The organism is Pseudarthrobacter sp. IC2-21 (assembly GCF_034048115.1).
GTDB classification, from domain to species: Bacteria; Actinomycetota; Actinomycetes; order Actinomycetales; family Micrococcaceae; genus Arthrobacter; species Arthrobacter naphthalenicus.
In genome coordinates, this window is the sequence record NZ_CP139145.1 from 872,787 (window position 1) to 889,222 (window position 16,436).

Below are 16,436 nucleotides of genomic sequence, written 5' to 3' on the forward strand. Positions count from 1 at the left end.
CGGACGGTTTCGCGCGCTGCCAGCGGTGGCCGCCCCCGGGTCCAGCCGCAGCCATGAAGCATAATGGGGACCATGCGACGGACTGTACTGGGGATCTTCGCCGCCTTCATTCTGCCGGCGGCCACGGCCTGCACCATCACCACGGCTGACCCCGGTTATGTGGCTCCGCCGCCGCGGCCGCCCCTGGAGCAGCTGGAACAGGCGGCCCTGGTGGACCCGGCGCAGTTTGGTAGCAGCCAGGACGTCCTTTCCTTCATCACCGAGGACCGGAACATCGTGTGCTCGCTGACGTCCGCCAGGGGTGAGCACCTCAACCTCCCGTACGAGCCGAACAGCTTCAGCGCCCCCGCGAACGCCAAGCTGGCCACCGTGCCTGTGGCCCACTGTGAACTGGCGGCCTACCCGAAACCTGGCGCGGCGGATATCACGGACGATTGCGCGGGAACCGGTTTGGGCTACCTCGGCGGCACCGTCCTGCTTACCCCGAAGAAGGCCACCTACGGCGAATGCCGTTCAGGCGTCACACTCATGGAGGCCGCATACGGGCCCCGGGGTACCAGGCGCGGCCCGCTCAGCGAACTGCCTGTCCTGGCTGACGGCGCCAACCTGGAACGGAACGGTCTCCGCTGCTCGCCGTACAACCATGGTGTAGCGTGCGGAAATGTCTCCGGCGGCGTCGCGTTCTTCGTTGCCAGGGATCATTACGAAGCCATTTCCAAGCCTCCCGGAACCGCCGTCCCAACCCCTGCCGGCACCCCAAAAACCCCGTAATCTAGGGCTTTTTCTACGTTCCATAGAATAGTGTGCTTACTCACATAAGGGGTACTGTGGAACGGGCCGGTCCTCAGAGAGGACTAGAGTTCCGAGTGGAGCATTACGCACGGTGGCCCGTTCTAGGACTGGCCGCAGGTGCTTGCAATCCGCAGCCCGGTCATCGTCTTCGGCGGTGCCCGACTGTACAGAAACTACTTCGACGTAGAAGGACACTAAACCGTGGACCTGTTTGAATACCAGGCGCGCGATATGTTCGAGGCGCACGGTGTACCCGTGCTTGCCGGCATCGTGGCGTACACCCCAGAAGAAGCAAAAGCAGCAGCCGAAAAAATCGGCGGCGTGACTGTTGTTAAAGCACAGGTAAAGGTAGGCGGTCGCGGCAAGGCCGGCGGCGTCAAGGTAGCCAAGTCAGCTGACGAAGCACTTGAGCACGCCACCAACATCCTGGGCATGGACATCAAGGGCCACACCGTCAAAAAGGTGATGATTGCCCAGGGTGCCGACATCGCCGAGGAGTACTACTTCTCCGTGCTGCTGGACCGCGCCAACCGCAACTACCTGGCCATGTGCTCGGTTGAAGGCGGCATGGAAATCGAACAGCTCGCCGTCGAACGCCCTGACGCGCTGGCGAAGGTCGCAATCGATCCCGCCGTTGGAATCGACCAGGCCAAGGCAGACGAAATCGTCGCAGCCGCAGGCTTCTCCGAGGAACTGCGCGGCAAGGTCGCCGCCGTGATCCTCAAGCTCTGGGACGTCTTCAAGAAGGAAGACGCCACCCTCGTGGAGGTCAACCCGCTGGTCAAGACCGGCGCAGGCGACATCGTGGCACTCGATGGCAAGGTGACGCTGGATGAGAACGCCGAGTTCCGCCACGCCAAGCACGCCCTCCTTGAAGACAAGGACGCTGCGGACCCGCTCGAGGCCAAGGCCAAGGCACAGGACCTGAACTACGTCAAGCTGGACGGCGAGGTGGGCATCATCGGTAACGGTGCAGGCCTGGTCATGTCCACCCTGGACGTTGTTGCCTACGCCGGTGAAAACCACGGCAACGTCAAGCCCGCCAACTTCCTGGACATCGGCGGTGGAGCTTCCGCCGAGGTCATGGCTGCCGGCCTCGACGTCATCCTCGGAGACGAGCAGGTCAAGTCCGTGTTCGTGAACGTCTTCGGTGGCATCACCGCGTGTGACGCCGTCGCCAAGGGCATCGTCGGTGCGCTGGCCGAGCTGGGCCACAACGCCAACAAGCCGCTGGTAGTCCGCCTCGACGGCAACAACGTTGAGGAAGGCCGCCGCATCCTGGCCGAGGCCAACCACCCGCTGGTTACCCTGGCCGCCACCATGGACGAGGGCGCCGACAAGGCCGCCGAGCTCGCCAACGCAGCTAAGTAAGGGACGCACCATGTCTATCTATCTGAACAAGGACTCCAAGGTCATCGTCCAGGGCATCACCGGCGGCGAAGGCACCAAGCACACCGCCCTGATGCTGAAGGCCGGCACCAACATTGTGGGTGGCGTCAACGCCCGCAAGGCCGGTACCACGGTCCTGCACGGCGACGCTGAAATCAACGTCTACGGCACCGTCAAGGAAGCCATGGCCGAAACCGGCGCCGACGTCTCCATCGTCTTCGTCCCGCCGGCATTCACCAAGAACGCCGTGGTTGAAGCCATCGAAGCCGGCATCGGCCTCGTAGTTGTCATCACCGAAGGCGTGCCCGTCCAGGATTCCGCCGAGTTCTGGGCCCTCGCCCAGTCCAAGGTTGACGCCGACGGCAAGCAGGTCACCCGCATCATCGGCCCGAACTGCCCCGGCATCATCACCCCCGGCGAAGCACTGGTCGGCATCACGCCGAACAACATCACCGGCAAGGGCCCCATCGGACTGGTTTCCAAGTCCGGCACCCTGACCTACCAGATGATGTACGAACTGCGCGACCTCGGCTTCTCCACCGCCATCGGCATCGGTGGCGACCCCGTCATCGGCACCACGCACATCGACGCCCTGGCCGCGTTCGAGGCTGACCCCGAGACCAAGGCGATCGTGATGATCGGCGAAATCGGCGGCGACGCCGAAGAGCGTGCCGCCGAGTACATCAAGGCACACGTCACCAAGCCGGTTGTCGGCTACGTGGCCGGCTTCACCGCTCCCGAAGGCAAGACCATGGGCCACGCCGGCGCCATCGTCTCCGGTTCCGCAGGTACCGCGCAGGCCAAGAAGGAAGCCCTTGAGGCTGCTGGCGTGAAGGTCGGCAAGACGCCGTCCGAGACCGCCACGCTGCTGCGCGAAGTTTACGCAGCGCTCTAGGTTCACAGCACCACCACAACGCGGGGTCACTCCCCGCCCCATCCAGAGGTTGGATCGGGCGCGGAGTGACCCCGCGCTGGCCTTTAACGCGTGCTGACTCAAGTACGACGGCGCCCGTCACCTTCATCCCGAAGGCGGCGGGCGCCGTCGTCGTTAACTCCGTCCGGCCACCTTCAGCGCCCCGCCGCACCGCAACGCGGGGTCACTTCCTGGCCGATTAAGACGTGAAATCCGGCATCAAGTGACCCCGCGTTGCTCTGTGGGAGGAGCTGGTCCAAAGGCGTTGCTTTCACTTTCGGTTGTTTGCTAGTATGTCAGGACAAACTAGATCAAGGAGAAGTTCTATGCCGCTGGTTCGAATCGATGTCAACGCAGGCCGAAGCCCTGAGGAGTTGGGACGCCTCAGCCGCGGGATCCACGACGCCATCCTGGCGGAGTATGGCATTCCTGAGCGGGACTACTTCCACATCGTCACCGAGCACGCGCCGGGCCAAATTGTCGCCCAGGATGCAGGCCTTGGGTTTGAGCGGTCTTCGGAAGTGGTGATGATCCAGATTTTTACCCAGGGCGGCCGAGGCCCGGAGGCCAAGCAGTCACTCTTTGCGGCCATCGCCGAGCGGTTGGCCGAAGTTGGCGTTGCCGGGGAGGACGTCTTCCTGGGTTACGTGGAAAACACGGCCAGCGACTGGTCGTTCGGCTTCGGCCGCGCGCAGTATGTCACGGGAGAACTGGCAGTGCCCGGTAAATAGCGGCCTCGCCCGGCTCTTGGCGGACTGCCCGGAGTACTTTTTTCAAAGACTACGTTTCGTTGTAGTTATGTCAGTACAAACCTTTGACAGGACATGAAATCTGGTGCAGAGTAGTGGTTGTGGCCCCGCTCACGTACGGCCCCCAGGCACCGGAGCTCAGTCCCGCAAGAGTTCACAACAGAAAGGTCCGCGATCACCGTGAACCACGAACTGCTCACGATCGGGCGCATCAGCGTTGATATCTACCCGAACGACATCGGTGTGGATCTGGAGGACGTGCAGTCCTTCGGCAAGTACCTCGGAGGCTCGCCCTCGAACGTAGCGGTGGCAGCCGCCCGGCATGGCCGGCGGACCGGAGTGATCACCCGCACCGGCGATGACGCCTTTGGCACCTACCTGCACCGCGAACTGCGCAAGTTCGGCGTGGACGACTCCTTCGTCACCCCGGTCAAAGAATGGCCCACCGCTGTGACGTTCTGCGCCATCAAGCCGGCCACGGACGAGTTTCCGCTCTACTTCTACGGCCGTTTCCCCACCGCACCGGACCTCCAGATCCACGCCGAAGAGCTTGACCTGGACGCCATCCGGAACGCCCGGATCTTCTGGTCCACCGTGACCGGCTTGTGCCAGGAGCCCAGCCGGGAAGCGCACCTCGCCGCCCATGAGGCCCGGGACCGCGACCAACTGAAAATCGGCCAGTTCACCGTCCTGGACCTGGACTACCGGCCCATGTTCTGGGCTTCCGAAACGGAAGCCCGGGAACAGGTCGCCAGGATTCTGCCCCACGTGACGGTGGCGATCGGCAACGACAAGGAGTGTGCCGTCGCCGTCGGGGCGGGAACCCCCGATGAGCAGGCCGACCGTTTGCTGGCCGCCGGCGTCGAGATTGCCGTGGTCAAGCTTGGCGCAGAGGGCGTGATGGCGAAGACACGCACGGAGCGCGTCGTTTCCGCACCGGTGCCGGTGGAGACCGTCAACGGGCTGGGCGCCGGTGATTCGTTCGGCGGTGCGTTCTGCCATGGGCTGCTGTCCGGCTGGCCGCTCGCCCAGGTGCTGGACTTCGCCAACGCGGCGGGTGCCATCGTGGCCTCGCGCCTCTCCTGTGCCGATGCAATGCCGACGCCGGAGGAAGTCACCTCGCTGCTGGCCGAACGCGGCCGCCTTGTCCCCGAGTTCGCCGGCGCCGGCACATCCCCTGAAGCAGTTTCCGAAGGAGCAGCGTCTTGAACCTCAACGACGATCCCCGCCGCTATGAGCACCTCAGTGCGCTGCGGCTGGAAGACCCCGACGCCGTAGCCCGGGCAGCCGCCTCGCGCCGCCGCCATCCAGGCCTCAAGTACGGCGTCCAGAACTTCATTGTCGCCGCTGACCACCCCGCCCGCGGCGCCCTCGCGGTCGGCAGCGATCCCGTGGCCATGGCGGACCGGCGTGGCCTGTTGGACCGCCTGCAGATCGCCCTTTCCAACCCCGCCGTCGACGGCGTCCTGGCATCTCCGGACGTCATGGATGACCTGCTCCTCCTCGGTGCCTTGGAAGGCAAGCTCCTTTTCGGTTCCATGAACCGCGGCGGACTGTCCGGCCTGGTGAACGAAATTGATGACCGTTTCACCGGCCATACCGCGGCTGCGCTAGCGGCGCTGGGGGCCGACGGCGGGAAGATGCTCACGCGCATCTGCCTGGGCGACCCGGACACGGTGCCCATGCTGGAAGCCACGGCCAAGGTCATCGATTCACTGGCCGAGCGCAAGCTGATCGCCATGGTGGAGCCATTTCTCTCCTCGTGGCAGAACGGCAGGGTCCGCAATGACCTGAGCACGGATGCCGTGATCAAGTCGGTGGCCATCGCCGAAGGCCTGGGTTCCACCAGCGCGTACACCTGGATGAAACTCCCGGTGGTTGCGGAGATGGAGCGGGTCATGGCGGCCACCACGCTGCCCACCGTGCTGTTGGGCGGGGACCCGGACGGCACGCAGGACGAGGTGTTTGCCAGCTGGCAGGCAGCCCTGGCTTTGCCCGGGGTCCAAGGCCTGACCGTGGGACGGACACTGCTCTACCCGGCCGACGGCGACGTTGCCGGAGCAGTCGCGACCGCCGCGTCCCTGCTCAAGACGCCTGTGCTGCAGTCATCAGCGAAAGTATCGGAGTAATTATCGTGGGAACAGCAACCCGCCGAATGACGGTGGCCCAGGCCGTCGTCGAGTATTTGTCCAAGCAGTACACCGTGGACTCGATCAACGGAGTGGACTACCGGGAACGCCTGATCCCCGGCACGTTCGGCATCTTCGGGCACGGCAACGTGGCCGGCGTCGGCCAGGCGCTGAAGCAGTACCAGCAGCAGGACCCGAGCATCATGCCGTACTACCAGGGCCGGAACGAGCAGGCGCAGGCGCACCAGGCCGTGGGCTACGCACGGCACACCCGCCGCCGGCAGACCTTCGCCATCAGCACCTCGATCGGACCGGGTTCCTCCAACCTGCTGACCGGTGCTGCGCTGGCGACGACGAACCGTTTGCCGGTGTTGCTGCTGCCGTCCGACACGTTTGCCACCCGGGCCGCGGACCCCGTGCTGCAGCAATTGGAGCAGCCCTACGCCTATGACATCACCGTCAACGACGCGTTCCGGCCGCTGTCCAAGTTCTTTGACAGGGTCTCCCGGCCGGAGCAGCTGTTCTCGGCGTTCCATCACGGCCTGCGTGTCCTGACCGACCCGGCCGAGACGGGCGCGGTGACCATCTCGCTGCCCCAGGACGTCCAGGCCGAGGCCTTCGACGTCCCCGAGGAATTCCTGGCCGAACGGGAGTGGCGCATCCGCCGCCCCGACGCCGACGACGAGGACGTCCGCCGCGCCGCTGAGGCCATCCGCGCCGCGAAGCGTCCGCTGATCATCGCCGGCGGCGGCGTTCTGTACGCCTACGCCAACGACGAACTCGCGAAGATTGTGGAGCTGACCGGCATCCCGGTGGGCAACACTCAGGCCGGTGTCGGCGTCCTGCCGTGGGACCACCAGTTCTCGCTCGGTGCGATCGGTTCCACGGGCACGACGGCGGCGAACGCCATTGCTGCCGAGGCGGACCTGATCATCGGGATCGGCACGCGCTACGAGGACTTCACCACCGCGTCGCGGACCGCGTTCCAGAACCCGGACGTGCGCTTCATCAACATCAATGTCGCGCCGATCGATGCGTACAAGCACGGCAGCACCCTGCCCATCGTGGCCGATGCCCGCAAGGCCCTGGTCAAACTCAACGCAGCCCTGGGCGGTTACCGGGTGGGAGCAGACCTCGAGCAGCAGATCGCGGCCGAGAAGAAGCGCTGGGATGCCACCGTGGACGAGGCCTTCGATACCCGCTACACCCCGTTGCCGGCGCAGAACGAAATCATCGGCGCCACGTCCCGGGCCATGGACGCCGCCGACGTCGTGATCTGTGCCGCCGGATCGCTGCCCGGTGACCTGCACAAGATGTGGCGCGTGCGTGACCCGTTCGGCTACCACGTGGAATACGCCTACTCCTGCATGGGCTACGAAATCCCCGGCGGACTCGGCGTCAAACGCGCTGCGCTGGCCGAAGCCGCACGCGGCGGCGAGCAGCGCGACGTCGTCGTCATGGTGGGGGACGGCTCCTACCTGATGATGCACACTGAACTGGTCACCGCCGTCGCCGAACGCATCAAACTCATTGTGGTCCTGATCCAGAACCACGGTTACGCCTCCATCGGCTCCCTGTCCGAGATGCTGGGTTCGCAGCGGTTCGGGACCCAGTACCGGGCCCTGAACGAGGAGCAACACAGCTTCGACGAAGGCGAAACCCTGCCCGTGGACCTGGCACTGAACGCCGAATCCCTGGGCGTGAAGGTCATCCGGATCGAGCCGGGGGAGAAGGTCATCGCCGAACTCGAGCAGGCCATCCGCGACGCCAAGGCGGCCCCGGAGCGGGGCGGTCCCATCCTTATCCACGTCGAATCCGACCCGCTGCTGGACGCGCCGAGCTCCGAATCCTGGTGGGACGTGCCCGTCTCGCAGGTCTCGGTCCTCGACTCGACGAGGCAGGCTTACCAGACCTACACCGACCACAAGAAGCGTCAGCGCAAGCTGCTCGGCTAAAGCCCTTCACTTCATCCTTCGACCACTCAAGGAAGAGTCCCATGACTGCCATCTCCACTGAGACCACCACCATCAACCACTTCATCAACGGCGCCGAATCCGCCGGCGAGGGCGCCCGTACCCAGCCGGTGTACAACCCGGCCACCGGCGCCGTGTCCGGTGAACTCCGCCTGGCCAACCGGGCCGACCTGGATGCCACCGTGGCCGCGGCCCGCAAGGCAGCCGACAGCTGGGGCGACATTTCCCTGGCCAAGCGCACCGCGGTGCTGTTCAAGTTCCGCGAGCTCGTCGCCGCGCACGTGGATGATCTTGCCGAACTGATCACGGCCGAGCACGGCAAGGTCCTCTCCGACGCCAAGGGCGAAATCGGCCGCGGCCTGGAAGTCATCGAGTTCGCCTGCGGCATCCCGCAGCTGCTCAAGGGCGACTACTCGGACCAGGTCTCCACCGGCATCGACGTCTTCTCCTTCCGCGAACCGCTCGGCGTCGTCGCCGGTATCACGCCGTTCAACTTCCCCGTGATGGTGCCGCTGTGGATGGCTCCAATGGCCATCGCCACCGGCAACGCCTTCATCCTCAAGCCCTCCGAGCGGGATCCTTCAGCCTCCATGCTGCTGGCCAAGCTGTGGAAGCGAGCCGGCCTGCCCGACGGCGTGTTCCAGGTCCTGCACGGTGACAAGGAAACCGTGGACGGGCTCCTGACCCACCCGGACGTCGACGGCATCTCCTTCGTCGGCTCCACCCCGATCGCCCAGTACGTCCACGAAACCGCCACCAAGCACGGCAAACGCGTCCAGGCCCTCGGCGGGGCGAAGAACCACGCCATCGTGATGCCCGACGCCGACCTGGACAACGCCGCCGACCACCTCGCCGCCGCCGCCTTCGGTTCCGCCGGGGAACGCTGCATGGCCATCTCCGTGGCGGTCGCCGTCGGCGATGCTGCAGACCTGATCGTCAAAAAGGTCGAGGAACGCGCCCTCGCCGTCAAAGTCAATAACGGCACCGCACCCGGCGCCGAAATGGGCCCCGTCATCACCCCGGCGTCCAAGGAACGCATCGTAAAGATCGTCACCGAGGCGGAAACCGCAGGCGCCGCGATGGTGGTGGACGGCCGCGACCTCGTCGTCCCCGGCCACGAGGACGGCTTCTGGGTGGGCCCCACCGTCCTGGACCACGTCAAGACGGAAATGACTGCGTACACCGAGGAAATCTTCGGACCGGTCCTCGTCGTGGTCCGCGTTGACACCCTCGAAGACGGCATCAACCTGATCAACGCCAACCCGTACGGCAACGGCACCGCCATCTTCACCTCCTCCGGCGCCAACGCCCGCACGTTCCAGCGCTCCGTCACGGTGGGCATGATCGGCATCAACGTGCCCCTGCCCGTCCCGGTCGCCTACCACTCCTTCGGCGGCTGGAAGGCCTCACTGTTCGGCGACAAACACATCTACGGCCCCGAAGGCGTGTCCTTCTACACCCGCGGCAAGGTGGTCACCTCCCGCTGGCCCGAACCCACCCACGCCTCCGGCGCAAGCTACAACTTCCCTTCCAACTGACACTTCCTTGCAGAAAGACAACGCTGTCATGACAGACGTCGAGAACAAACTGATCATCGGCACCGCCCCCGACTCCTGGGGTGTCTGGTTTCCGGACGACCCCCGGCAGACCCCGTGGGAGCGTTTCCTGGACGAGGTTGCGGAGTCCGGGTACAAGTGGATCGAACTGGGCCCGTACGGCTACCTGCCCACTGATCCCTCCCGCCTTGCCGAAGAGCTCAAGGCCCGCGACCTGAAGGTCACGGCCGGAACGGTCTTCACCGCGTTCCACCGGGGCGCCGAACAGTACGACGAAGCCTGGGAGCCCGCCCGCAAGGTTGCCGAACTGACGGCCGCCATGGGCGGCGAACACATCGTGGTCATCCCGGCGATGTGGCGTGACGATGTCACCGGCGAGGCCGTCGAAAGCGGTGAGCTCACGGAGAAAGGCTGGGCGGACCTGTTTGCGGGCCACAACCGCATGGGGAAGGTCCTGCTGGAGGACTTCGGCCTGAAGCAGCAGTTCCATTCCCATGCGGACTCGCACGTCGGTGCGCAGCAGGACATCGAAACCCTGCTGGCCGCCACGGACCCGACGTACCTGAACCTGTGCCTGGACACCGGCCACGCCGAATACTGCGGGGCCTCCAGCCTGGAACTGATCAAAAACTACCCGGACCGCATCGGCTACCTGCACCTGAAGCAGATCAACCCGGACGTCCTCAAAAAGGTCAACGCGGAAAACATGACCTGGGCTGCGGCGAACCTCGCCGGCGTGATGACCGAGCCGCCCAACGGACTGCCGGACCTCCGGGCCGTCATCGAAGCCGTCGAGGCGCTCAACCGTCCGATCTTCGGCATCGTGGAGCAGGACATGTACCCGGTCGCCTTCGACGTGCCGATGCCCATCGCCAAGCGCACCCGCAACTACCTGCTCTCCTGCGGTTCCCGCACCCGCGTCCAGTAACTCAACCGAACTCACGAAGGACAGAACAGTGACCAAGACTCTCCGCGTAGCCGTTATCGGCGCCGGCCGCATGGGTGCGGACCACATCAAGCGCCTCAGCACGCGCATCCACGGCGCTGAAGTAGCCGCCGTCGTCGACGTTGATCTTGCGCGGGCACAGGCCGCCATCGAAGGGATCGACGGCGCCGTGGCGCTGGCAAGCGCCGACGAAGCGCTGAACAACGGTGACGTGAACGCCGTGCTGATCGCCACCCCGGGTTTCCTGCACGAGGAAATCCTGTACAAAGCACTGGAGAAGGACTTCCCGATTCTCTGTGAGAAGCCGCTGACGCCGGATGCGGAGAGTGCGTGGAAGGTGGTCCAGGCCGAGGTCGCTGCCGGCCGTAAGCGCATCCAAGTCGGCTTCATGCGCCGCTTCGACGCCGAGTACGCGGCACTGGGCTCGATCATCCGTACCAGCGAACTGGGGGAGCTGCTGATGCTGCACCACCAGCACCGCAACCCCAGCACCCCCGAGGGCTTCACCAACGAGATGCTCATCAACGACTCCGTGGTCCACGAGTTCGACGCGATCCGCTACTTCACCGGTGAGGAAATCACCTCGGTCCAGGTCCGTCTTGGCAAGCCGACCCGCAACGCCCCCAACGGCCAGCACGACCCCCAGCACGTCCTGCTGGAAACCGAATCCGGTGTCCTGGCCGACGTCGAGATCTATGTCAACGCCAAGTTCGGCTACCAGGTGGCCACGCAGGCGTCGTTCGAGGACGGCATTGTCAGCATCGGCGGGGACAGCGGACCGTACGTCCAGTCCGCCGGCAAATGGGGCGGCAACGTCACTCCCGGGTTCGAGGAGCGCTTCGGCGCGGCCTACGACGTCGAGGTCCAGGCCTGGGCGGACGCCGCGCTCCGCGGTGAAATCGGCGGCCCCAACGCCTGGGACGGCTACGCCACCGCGGCCTGCTGCGAAGCCGGTGTGGAGGCCCAGAAGTCAGGCGAGAAGGTCAAGGTCCAGCTCAACACCAAGCCGGACCTCTACAGCTAGCTGAAACCAGGGGCGGCCTGCCGGCAGCAGCCTGGCAGGCCGCCCCTGCATTCAGCACCGAAGTTTTCCGAACCACAAAGGAGTGACCATGAAAATCGCCCTGGACCCCACCCCGTTCCACCACAGCCACAGCCTGCTGGAATTTCCGCGCGTGGCCGCCGACCTTGGCTACAAGTACCTGCAGCTGACCCCGCACGCAGATATGATCCCGTTCTACAACCACCCCAAGGCCGACGATGAACTGGTGGTCCAGCTGAACAAGGCCTGCAAGGACGCCGGTGTGGAGATCGCCTCGGTTCTTCCGGTCCTGCGCTGGTCCGGCCCGGATGAGGATGCCCGCGAGGCGGCCGTGCGCTACTGGAAGCGTGCCATCCAGATTGCCGTGGACCTCGGCGTCAGCACCATGAACACCGAATTCAGCGGCCGGCCCGAGAAAGCCGAAGAGTCCGAGCGCGCCTTCTACCGCTCCATGGAGGAACTGCTGCCGATCATCGAGCGTGAAGGAATGGACGTCCTGATCGACCCGCACCCGGACGACTTCGTCGAAGACGGCCTGGCCGCCATCCGCGTGATCAGGGGCGTCAACTCGCCCAACATCGGCATGGTCTACGTGGCCTCGCACACCTTCCACATGGGCAATAAGCCGCTGGAGATCATGCGGGCCGCCGGGGACAGACTCCGCCTGGTCCACGTCTCTGACACGATGGACCACCACGCCTCGCACGGGCTCCGCTACATCACCAACCCGCCCGGAAACGCCGTGCGCGTCCACCAGCACCTGAAAATCGGCGACGGCGACGTCAACTGGGACGAGTTCTTTGGCGGGCTGAGGGAGATCGGCTTCCTGGACAAGGACAACACCGTGATGGTTTCCAGCGTCTTCGCCGAGGACGACAACGCCGAGGAGGTCTCCCGCTACCAGCTCGAGACGATGGGCCAGTACATCGACAAGGTCAAGTAGTGGCGGGCGACGCGAAGCAAACCCTGACGAATCCCGGCACAGTCCAAGCCGACGCCGCCGGCAGCTCCAAACAGAACCAGCCGGCCAGGCCCGCCAACCCGAAAAAGTTCATGCGGAAGGTGGCACTCTTCTCCACCTTCGGCGGACTGCTCTTCGGCTATGACACGGGGGTGATCAACGGCGCCCTGCCGTTCATGCAGCGGGACCTGGGATTGACGCCGCTGACCGAAGGACTGGTCACCTCCACCCTCCTGTTCGGCGCAGCCTTCGGCGCCATCAGCGCAGGCCGGCTCTCCGACCGCTTCGGCAGACGCAGAACCATCATGGGCCTGGCCCTGATCTTCATTGTGGCCACCATCGCCTGCACCGTCTCACCAAGCACCGAACTGCTCATTGCGGCCCGGACCCTGCTGGGCCTCGCGGTGGGCGGCGCGTCCGTGATTGTCCCGGTGTACCTCGCGGAAATGTCGCCGGCGGCCCAGCGCGGCCGCATCGTCACCCAAAACGAACTGATGATCGTCACCGGCCAGTTCCTCGCCTTCACCTTCAACGCAGTACTGGGCAACCTCTTTCCCGACGAAACCCACGTCTGGCGCTGGATGCTGGTGATCGCCACACTCCCTGCCGTCATCCTGTGGTTCGGGATGCTGGTGCTGCCGGAGAGCCCGCGCTGGCTGGCCTCGGCCGGCCGCTTCGGGGCAGTGCTGGAAGTACTGCGTTCCACCCGCGCCGCCGGCGACGTCTCAGCGGAGTTCGACGAGGTCCGGCAGGCAGCCCGCGAGGATTACCAGGCCAAGATGGGCACATTCAAGGACCTCACCGTTCCGTGGATCCGCAGGATCTTCGTGGTGGGCCTCGGCATGGCCATCATCAACCAGATCAGCGGCGTCAACGCCATCATGTACTACGGGACCTCCATCCTGTCTTCGTCCGGATTCGGTGACCGGGGCGCCCTGATTGCCAACGTGCTCAACGGCATCACGTCGGTGGCCGCCGTCGTCGTCGGCATGTATCTGATGGCGCGAGTGCCCCGCAAACCCATGCTGATTGTGGGACTGTGCGGCACGGCGTCGTCCCTGACGGCCATCGCTGTCATCTCCATGGCGCTGCCGGAGAGTACGCTGCGCGGCTACCTGGTGCTGCTGTTCATGGTGACGTTCCTGGCTTCCATGCAGGGCTGCATCGGCACCGTCACCTGGCTGACCATGTCGGAGATCTTCCCCATGCACGTCCGGGGCATCGCCATGGGCATCTGCGTCTTTGTGCTGTGGATGATCAACTTCCTGATCGGGTTCTTCTTCCCGCAGATGGTTTCGTGGATCGGCGTCTCGGCCACGTTCTTCATCTTCGTGGGACTGCAGCTGGGTGCCATTCTCTGGGTCAAGCGCGTCGTCCCGGAAACCAAGGACAAATCCCTGGAGGAGCTGGAGCACCTGTTCAAGCAGCGCTCCGGCGTATCCGCCTAAGGTGACGCAAGAACCAGGGTGACGCAAAAACGCCCGACGCCGGCCGGCGTCGGGCGTTTTTGTCTCCAGCGGGTGCGGGGGCCCAGGACGCTCTCTCACTTAACGCAGGAAAAACGGCATCCCTCTCTCACTGGTGAGAGAGGGATGCGGGAAAACCCGCATTAAGTGAGAGACGGTGCTACAGGCGTTGGGGGACTGCTCAGGAGACACAACAGCAGGGACGCCGCGAAAGCGACGCCCCTGCTGTCGGGCTGCGGGCCGGGTGTGGCTAGGCCGTCGGGTTCAGTGACGCGGCAAGTGCGGCGTCAGCGTCGAGCAGGACCTTCGCTGCCACCTGCAGCCCTTCGATCCGGCCGAGGGACGTATCCTCATGTTCGATGTTGACCAGCATGTTCGGGTCCACCTCGTGCAGCGCGCGCAGGAACTCGGTCCAGAAGGCCGTATTGTGCCCGCGGCCCAGGGCCACGAAGTCCCACGCAGAGTTTTTGGGCCATTCGTTGGCCCACTCGTCGCCGCCGAGGTTGGTGCGGTTCTCGTCCGGAGCCAGCCGGCGGAAGCTGTTATCCAGCACTCCGTAGAGGGCGGCGTTGGCCGTGTTGACCCGGACGTCCTTGGCGGCCGCCTGGAAGACCAGTGGGCCGAGTTCGCGGACCACCGCCACCGGGTCCATCTGCTGCCAGAAGAGGTGCGAAGCATCCAGCTCCACACCCACGTGCGTGGCGCCGGTCAGCTCGATGAGCTTGTAGACGTCCGCGGTGTTGAAGACGATGTTTTGCGGGTGCAGTTCAAGGGCAACCTTGACGCCGTGGTCCGCCGCGAGCCGGTCGGTTTCCTTCCAAAACTCCGCCGCCACGTCCCATTGGTAGTCCAATACGTCCAGCGCTGCGGAATTCCACGCGTTGACCACCCAGTTGGTCACGGTCGCACCGGGCTCGCCGCCGGGCAGGCCGGACATGGTCACCACGCGGTTCTGTCCCAGCCGGTGCGCCAGCCGGATGGAGCGGCGGATATCCTCGGCATGCTTTTCGCCGATCTCCCGCTTGGGGTGCAGCGGGTTGCCGTTGCAGTTCAGGCCGGCGATCGAAACCCCCGTCCCCTCGAAGACAGCCAGGTAGTCGTCCCGGGCGGCGTCGCTGGTGAGGATGTCATCAAAGGTGGGCACGTGGACAGCGGGCAGGAAGCCGCCGGTGTTGATTTCGATGCCCGTCAGGCCCAGGTCCGCGATGACCTTGAGGGCCTCGGGCAGCGGCCGGTCGTGCAGGATTGCGTTGTAGACGCCGAGTTTCATAGCGTGACCTTCTTCCCGTGGTTCAGGGCCGATTCGCTGACGGCGCCCAGCAGTTCCATGTTGCGGACGCCCTCGTCGAAGGTGGCGCAGCGGGGAAGCGACTCGGCTTCGCTGAGGCCGGCCACTTCCTCAAGGAACGCGCGGGCCTGGTAGCCAAAGGCGTCGTTCTGGCCGAAACCCACTTCAGGGGCATCCATGGCCAGGCCGCCGGAAATGTACGGGTGGCCCGGACCGAGGATGACCTGGCGGTACCCGTTTTCGTTGCCGGAGCCGTCGTTGAGGAACAGTTGGATTTCAGCAGGGCGGCGCTGGTCGAATTTGGCCGCTCCGTTCTCGCAGAACACTTCGAAGTTCAGGCTGTTGGCATGCCCGGCCGCAACCCGGGAGACCTCGAAGCTGCCCGCGCCGTTTTCGAACTCGGCGGAAAATGCTGCGTAGTCATCGTTCTCCACAGCCTCAAAAATGTCGCTGACGGCTGCATGATCGTGTCCCATGACGGCACCCAGCGGCAGGGGCCGTTTGCCGATGACTGTGCTGAGCCGGCCACCGGTGACTGACTGGATGTCCCCGCAGAGGAACTCGGCAACGTATGCCAGGTGGCTTCCGACGTCGGCCAGCGCACCCGAGCCGGGGCCGCCCTTGTAGCGCCAACTCATGGGTGCGGACGGGCTGAACCCGTAGTCGGTCCAGTACCGGCCGCTGAAGTGCAGGACGTTGCCCAGGACACCGGTGCGGATGAGATCGCGGATATAGGCGATGCCCGGCGTGCGGCGGAAGGTGAACCCGATGCGCGCAATGGAACTGGCATTGCGGGCGGCCTCCGCCATGGCGCGGGCGTCGTCGAGTGAATCACTGAGCGGCTTCTCGCACAACACGTGCTTGCCGGCGGCCAGCAGGCCCTCCACGACTTCGCGGTGCAGGGAGTTCGCAATGACCACGCTGACCACGTCGATGTCGTCAGCCTCAGCGATGGCCTGCCAGGAGGTGTCGTGGCGCTCGTAGCCAAAGCGGCGGGCAGCCAGCGAGCCGAACTCGGCATTCACGTCACCAATGGAGACCAGTCGCACCTCGGGGAGGACCGGGCTGTAGAGGGTGGACGCTGTCCGGTAGGCCGCCGCATGGGCCTTGCCGGCCATTCCGGCGCCGATGACTGCGACGCCAAGGCTTTCAGCCATTGATTTCTCCTTTGAAATTCAGCCGTGGCGGGACGTCCAACGGCTTTTTGTAGCGCTACAATTTTGTAGGCTGAC

At 65.0% G+C, this 16,436-nt stretch carries 14 protein-coding genes; 12 read left to right on the forward strand and 2 right to left on the reverse strand.

Features of this window, described 5'->3' with window-relative positions; all coding sequences use genetic code 11:
* The first annotated feature begins 63 nt into the window (after positions 1-63).
* The 12 genes from SBP01_RS04085 to SBP01_RS04140 all read left to right on the forward strand — a co-directional run bounded on the left by SBP01_RS04085 (position 64) and on the right by SBP01_RS04140 (position 13,898).
* Entirely contained in the window at positions 64-771 is a 708-nt protein-coding gene (locus SBP01_RS04085) for a hypothetical protein (RefSeq protein WP_320537564.1), read from the forward strand.
* Positions 772-993: 222 nt separating this feature from the next.
* Positions 994-2,163: an ADP-forming succinate--CoA ligase subunit beta gene (gene sucC / locus SBP01_RS04090; RefSeq protein ID WP_275214540.1), complete on the forward strand. Its 1,170-nt coding sequence runs from the start codon at positions 994-996 to the stop codon at positions 2,161-2,163.
* A gap of 10 nt (positions 2,164-2,173) precedes the next feature.
* Positions 2,174-3,076: a succinate--CoA ligase subunit alpha gene (gene sucD / locus SBP01_RS04095; protein WP_320537565.1), complete on the forward strand. Its 903-nt coding sequence runs from the start codon at positions 2,174-2,176 to the stop codon at positions 3,074-3,076.
* Between the two features lie 344 nt (positions 3,077-3,420).
* Positions 3,421-3,825 (forward strand): tautomerase family protein, encoded by a 405-nt coding sequence (locus tag SBP01_RS04100; RefSeq protein WP_320537566.1) that lies wholly within the window; start codon positions 3,421-3,423, stop codon positions 3,823-3,825.
* Positions 3,826-4,023: 198 nt separating this feature from the next.
* Complete coding sequence (gene iolC / locus SBP01_RS04105) at positions 4,024-5,052, forward strand: 5-dehydro-2-deoxygluconokinase (protein WP_320537567.1); 1,029 nt, start codon at positions 4,024-4,026, stop codon at positions 5,050-5,052.
* Positions 5,049-5,972: a deoxyribose-phosphate aldolase gene (locus SBP01_RS04110; RefSeq protein ID WP_275214536.1), complete on the forward strand. Its 924-nt coding sequence runs from the start codon at positions 5,049-5,051 to the stop codon at positions 5,970-5,972. Before iolC ends, SBP01_RS04110 begins: the two co-directional genes overlap by 4 nt.
* Positions 5,973-5,998: 26 nt before the next feature.
* Positions 5,999-7,927 carry a 3D-(3,5/4)-trihydroxycyclohexane-1,2-dione acylhydrolase (decyclizing) gene (gene iolD, locus SBP01_RS04115; RefSeq protein WP_320538281.1) on the forward strand — a complete coding sequence of 643 codons (1,929 nt, stop codon included), beginning with the start codon at positions 5,999-6,001 and terminating at the stop codon, positions 7,925-7,927.
* A 41-nt stretch (positions 7,928-7,968) separates the two neighbouring features.
* Positions 7,969-9,483 carry a CoA-acylating methylmalonate-semialdehyde dehydrogenase gene (locus SBP01_RS04120; protein WP_320537568.1) on the forward strand — a complete coding sequence of 505 codons (1,515 nt, stop codon included), beginning with the start codon at positions 7,969-7,971 and terminating at the stop codon, positions 9,481-9,483.
* A 28-nt stretch (positions 9,484-9,511) separates the two neighbouring features.
* Positions 9,512-10,429, forward strand: coding sequence for a sugar phosphate isomerase/epimerase family protein (locus SBP01_RS04125; RefSeq protein WP_275214534.1), 918 nt, complete (start codon positions 9,512-9,514; stop codon positions 10,427-10,429).
* 28 nt (positions 10,430-10,457) lie between these two features.
* Positions 10,458-11,471, forward strand: coding sequence for a Gfo/Idh/MocA family protein (locus SBP01_RS04130; protein WP_275214533.1), 1,014 nt, complete (start codon positions 10,458-10,460; stop codon positions 11,469-11,471).
* A gap of 88 nt (positions 11,472-11,559) precedes the next feature.
* On the forward strand, positions 11,560-12,432 hold the full coding sequence (locus SBP01_RS04135; RefSeq protein ID WP_320537570.1) for a sugar phosphate isomerase/epimerase: 873 nt from the start codon (positions 11,560-11,562) through the stop codon (positions 12,430-12,432).
* A complete protein-coding gene (locus SBP01_RS04140) occupies positions 12,432-13,898 on the forward strand; it encodes a sugar porter family MFS transporter (RefSeq protein ID WP_320537571.1) in 1,467 nt (488 codons plus the stop codon). Before SBP01_RS04135 ends, SBP01_RS04140 begins: the two co-directional genes overlap by 1 nt.
* Before the next feature lie 268 nt (positions 13,899-14,166).
* Here the strand turns inward: SBP01_RS04140 and SBP01_RS04145 are convergent, their stop codons facing one another.
* Positions 14,167-15,186, reverse strand: a complete 1,020-nt coding sequence (locus SBP01_RS04145) for a sugar phosphate isomerase/epimerase (RefSeq protein ID WP_320537572.1) — start codon at positions 15,184-15,186, stop codon at positions 14,167-14,169.
* A complete protein-coding gene (locus SBP01_RS04150; RefSeq protein WP_320537573.1) occupies positions 15,183-16,361 on the reverse strand; it encodes a Gfo/Idh/MocA family oxidoreductase in 1,179 nt (392 codons plus the stop codon). Before SBP01_RS04150 ends, SBP01_RS04145 begins: the two co-directional genes overlap by 4 nt.
* Positions 16,362-16,436: the final 75 nt, after the last annotated feature.

Excerpts from the sequence above, each read along its gene's own strand:
- SBP01_RS04085 (WP_320537564.1), top strand. The coding sequence starts at position 64 with ATGGGGACCATGCGACGGACTGTACTGGGGATCTTCGCCGCCTTCATT.
- sucD (WP_320537565.1), top strand. The coding sequence starts at position 2,174 with ATGTCTATCTATCTGAACAAGGACTCCAAGGTCATCGTCCAGGGCATC.
- SBP01_RS04100 (WP_320537566.1), top strand. The coding sequence starts at position 3,421 with ATGCCGCTGGTTCGAATCGATGTCAACGCAGGCCGAAGCCCTGAGGAG.
- iolD (WP_320538281.1), top strand. The coding sequence starts at position 5,999 with ATGACGGTGGCCCAGGCCGTCGTCGAGTATTTGTCCAAGCAGTACACC.
- SBP01_RS04120 (WP_320537568.1), top strand. The coding sequence starts at position 7,969 with ATGACTGCCATCTCCACTGAGACCACCACCATCAACCACTTCATCAAC.
- SBP01_RS04125 (WP_275214534.1), top strand. The coding sequence starts at position 9,512 with ATGACAGACGTCGAGAACAAACTGATCATCGGCACCGCCCCCGACTCC.
- SBP01_RS04135 (WP_320537570.1), top strand. The coding sequence starts at position 11,560 with ATGAAAATCGCCCTGGACCCCACCCCGTTCCACCACAGCCACAGCCTG.
- SBP01_RS04145 (WP_320537572.1), bottom strand. The coding sequence starts at position 15,186 with ATGAAACTCGGCGTCTACAACGCAATCCTGCACGACCGGCCGCTGCCC.
- SBP01_RS04150 (WP_320537573.1), bottom strand. The coding sequence starts at position 16,361 with ATGGCTGAAAGCCTTGGCGTCGCAGTCATCGGCGCCGGAATGGCCGGC.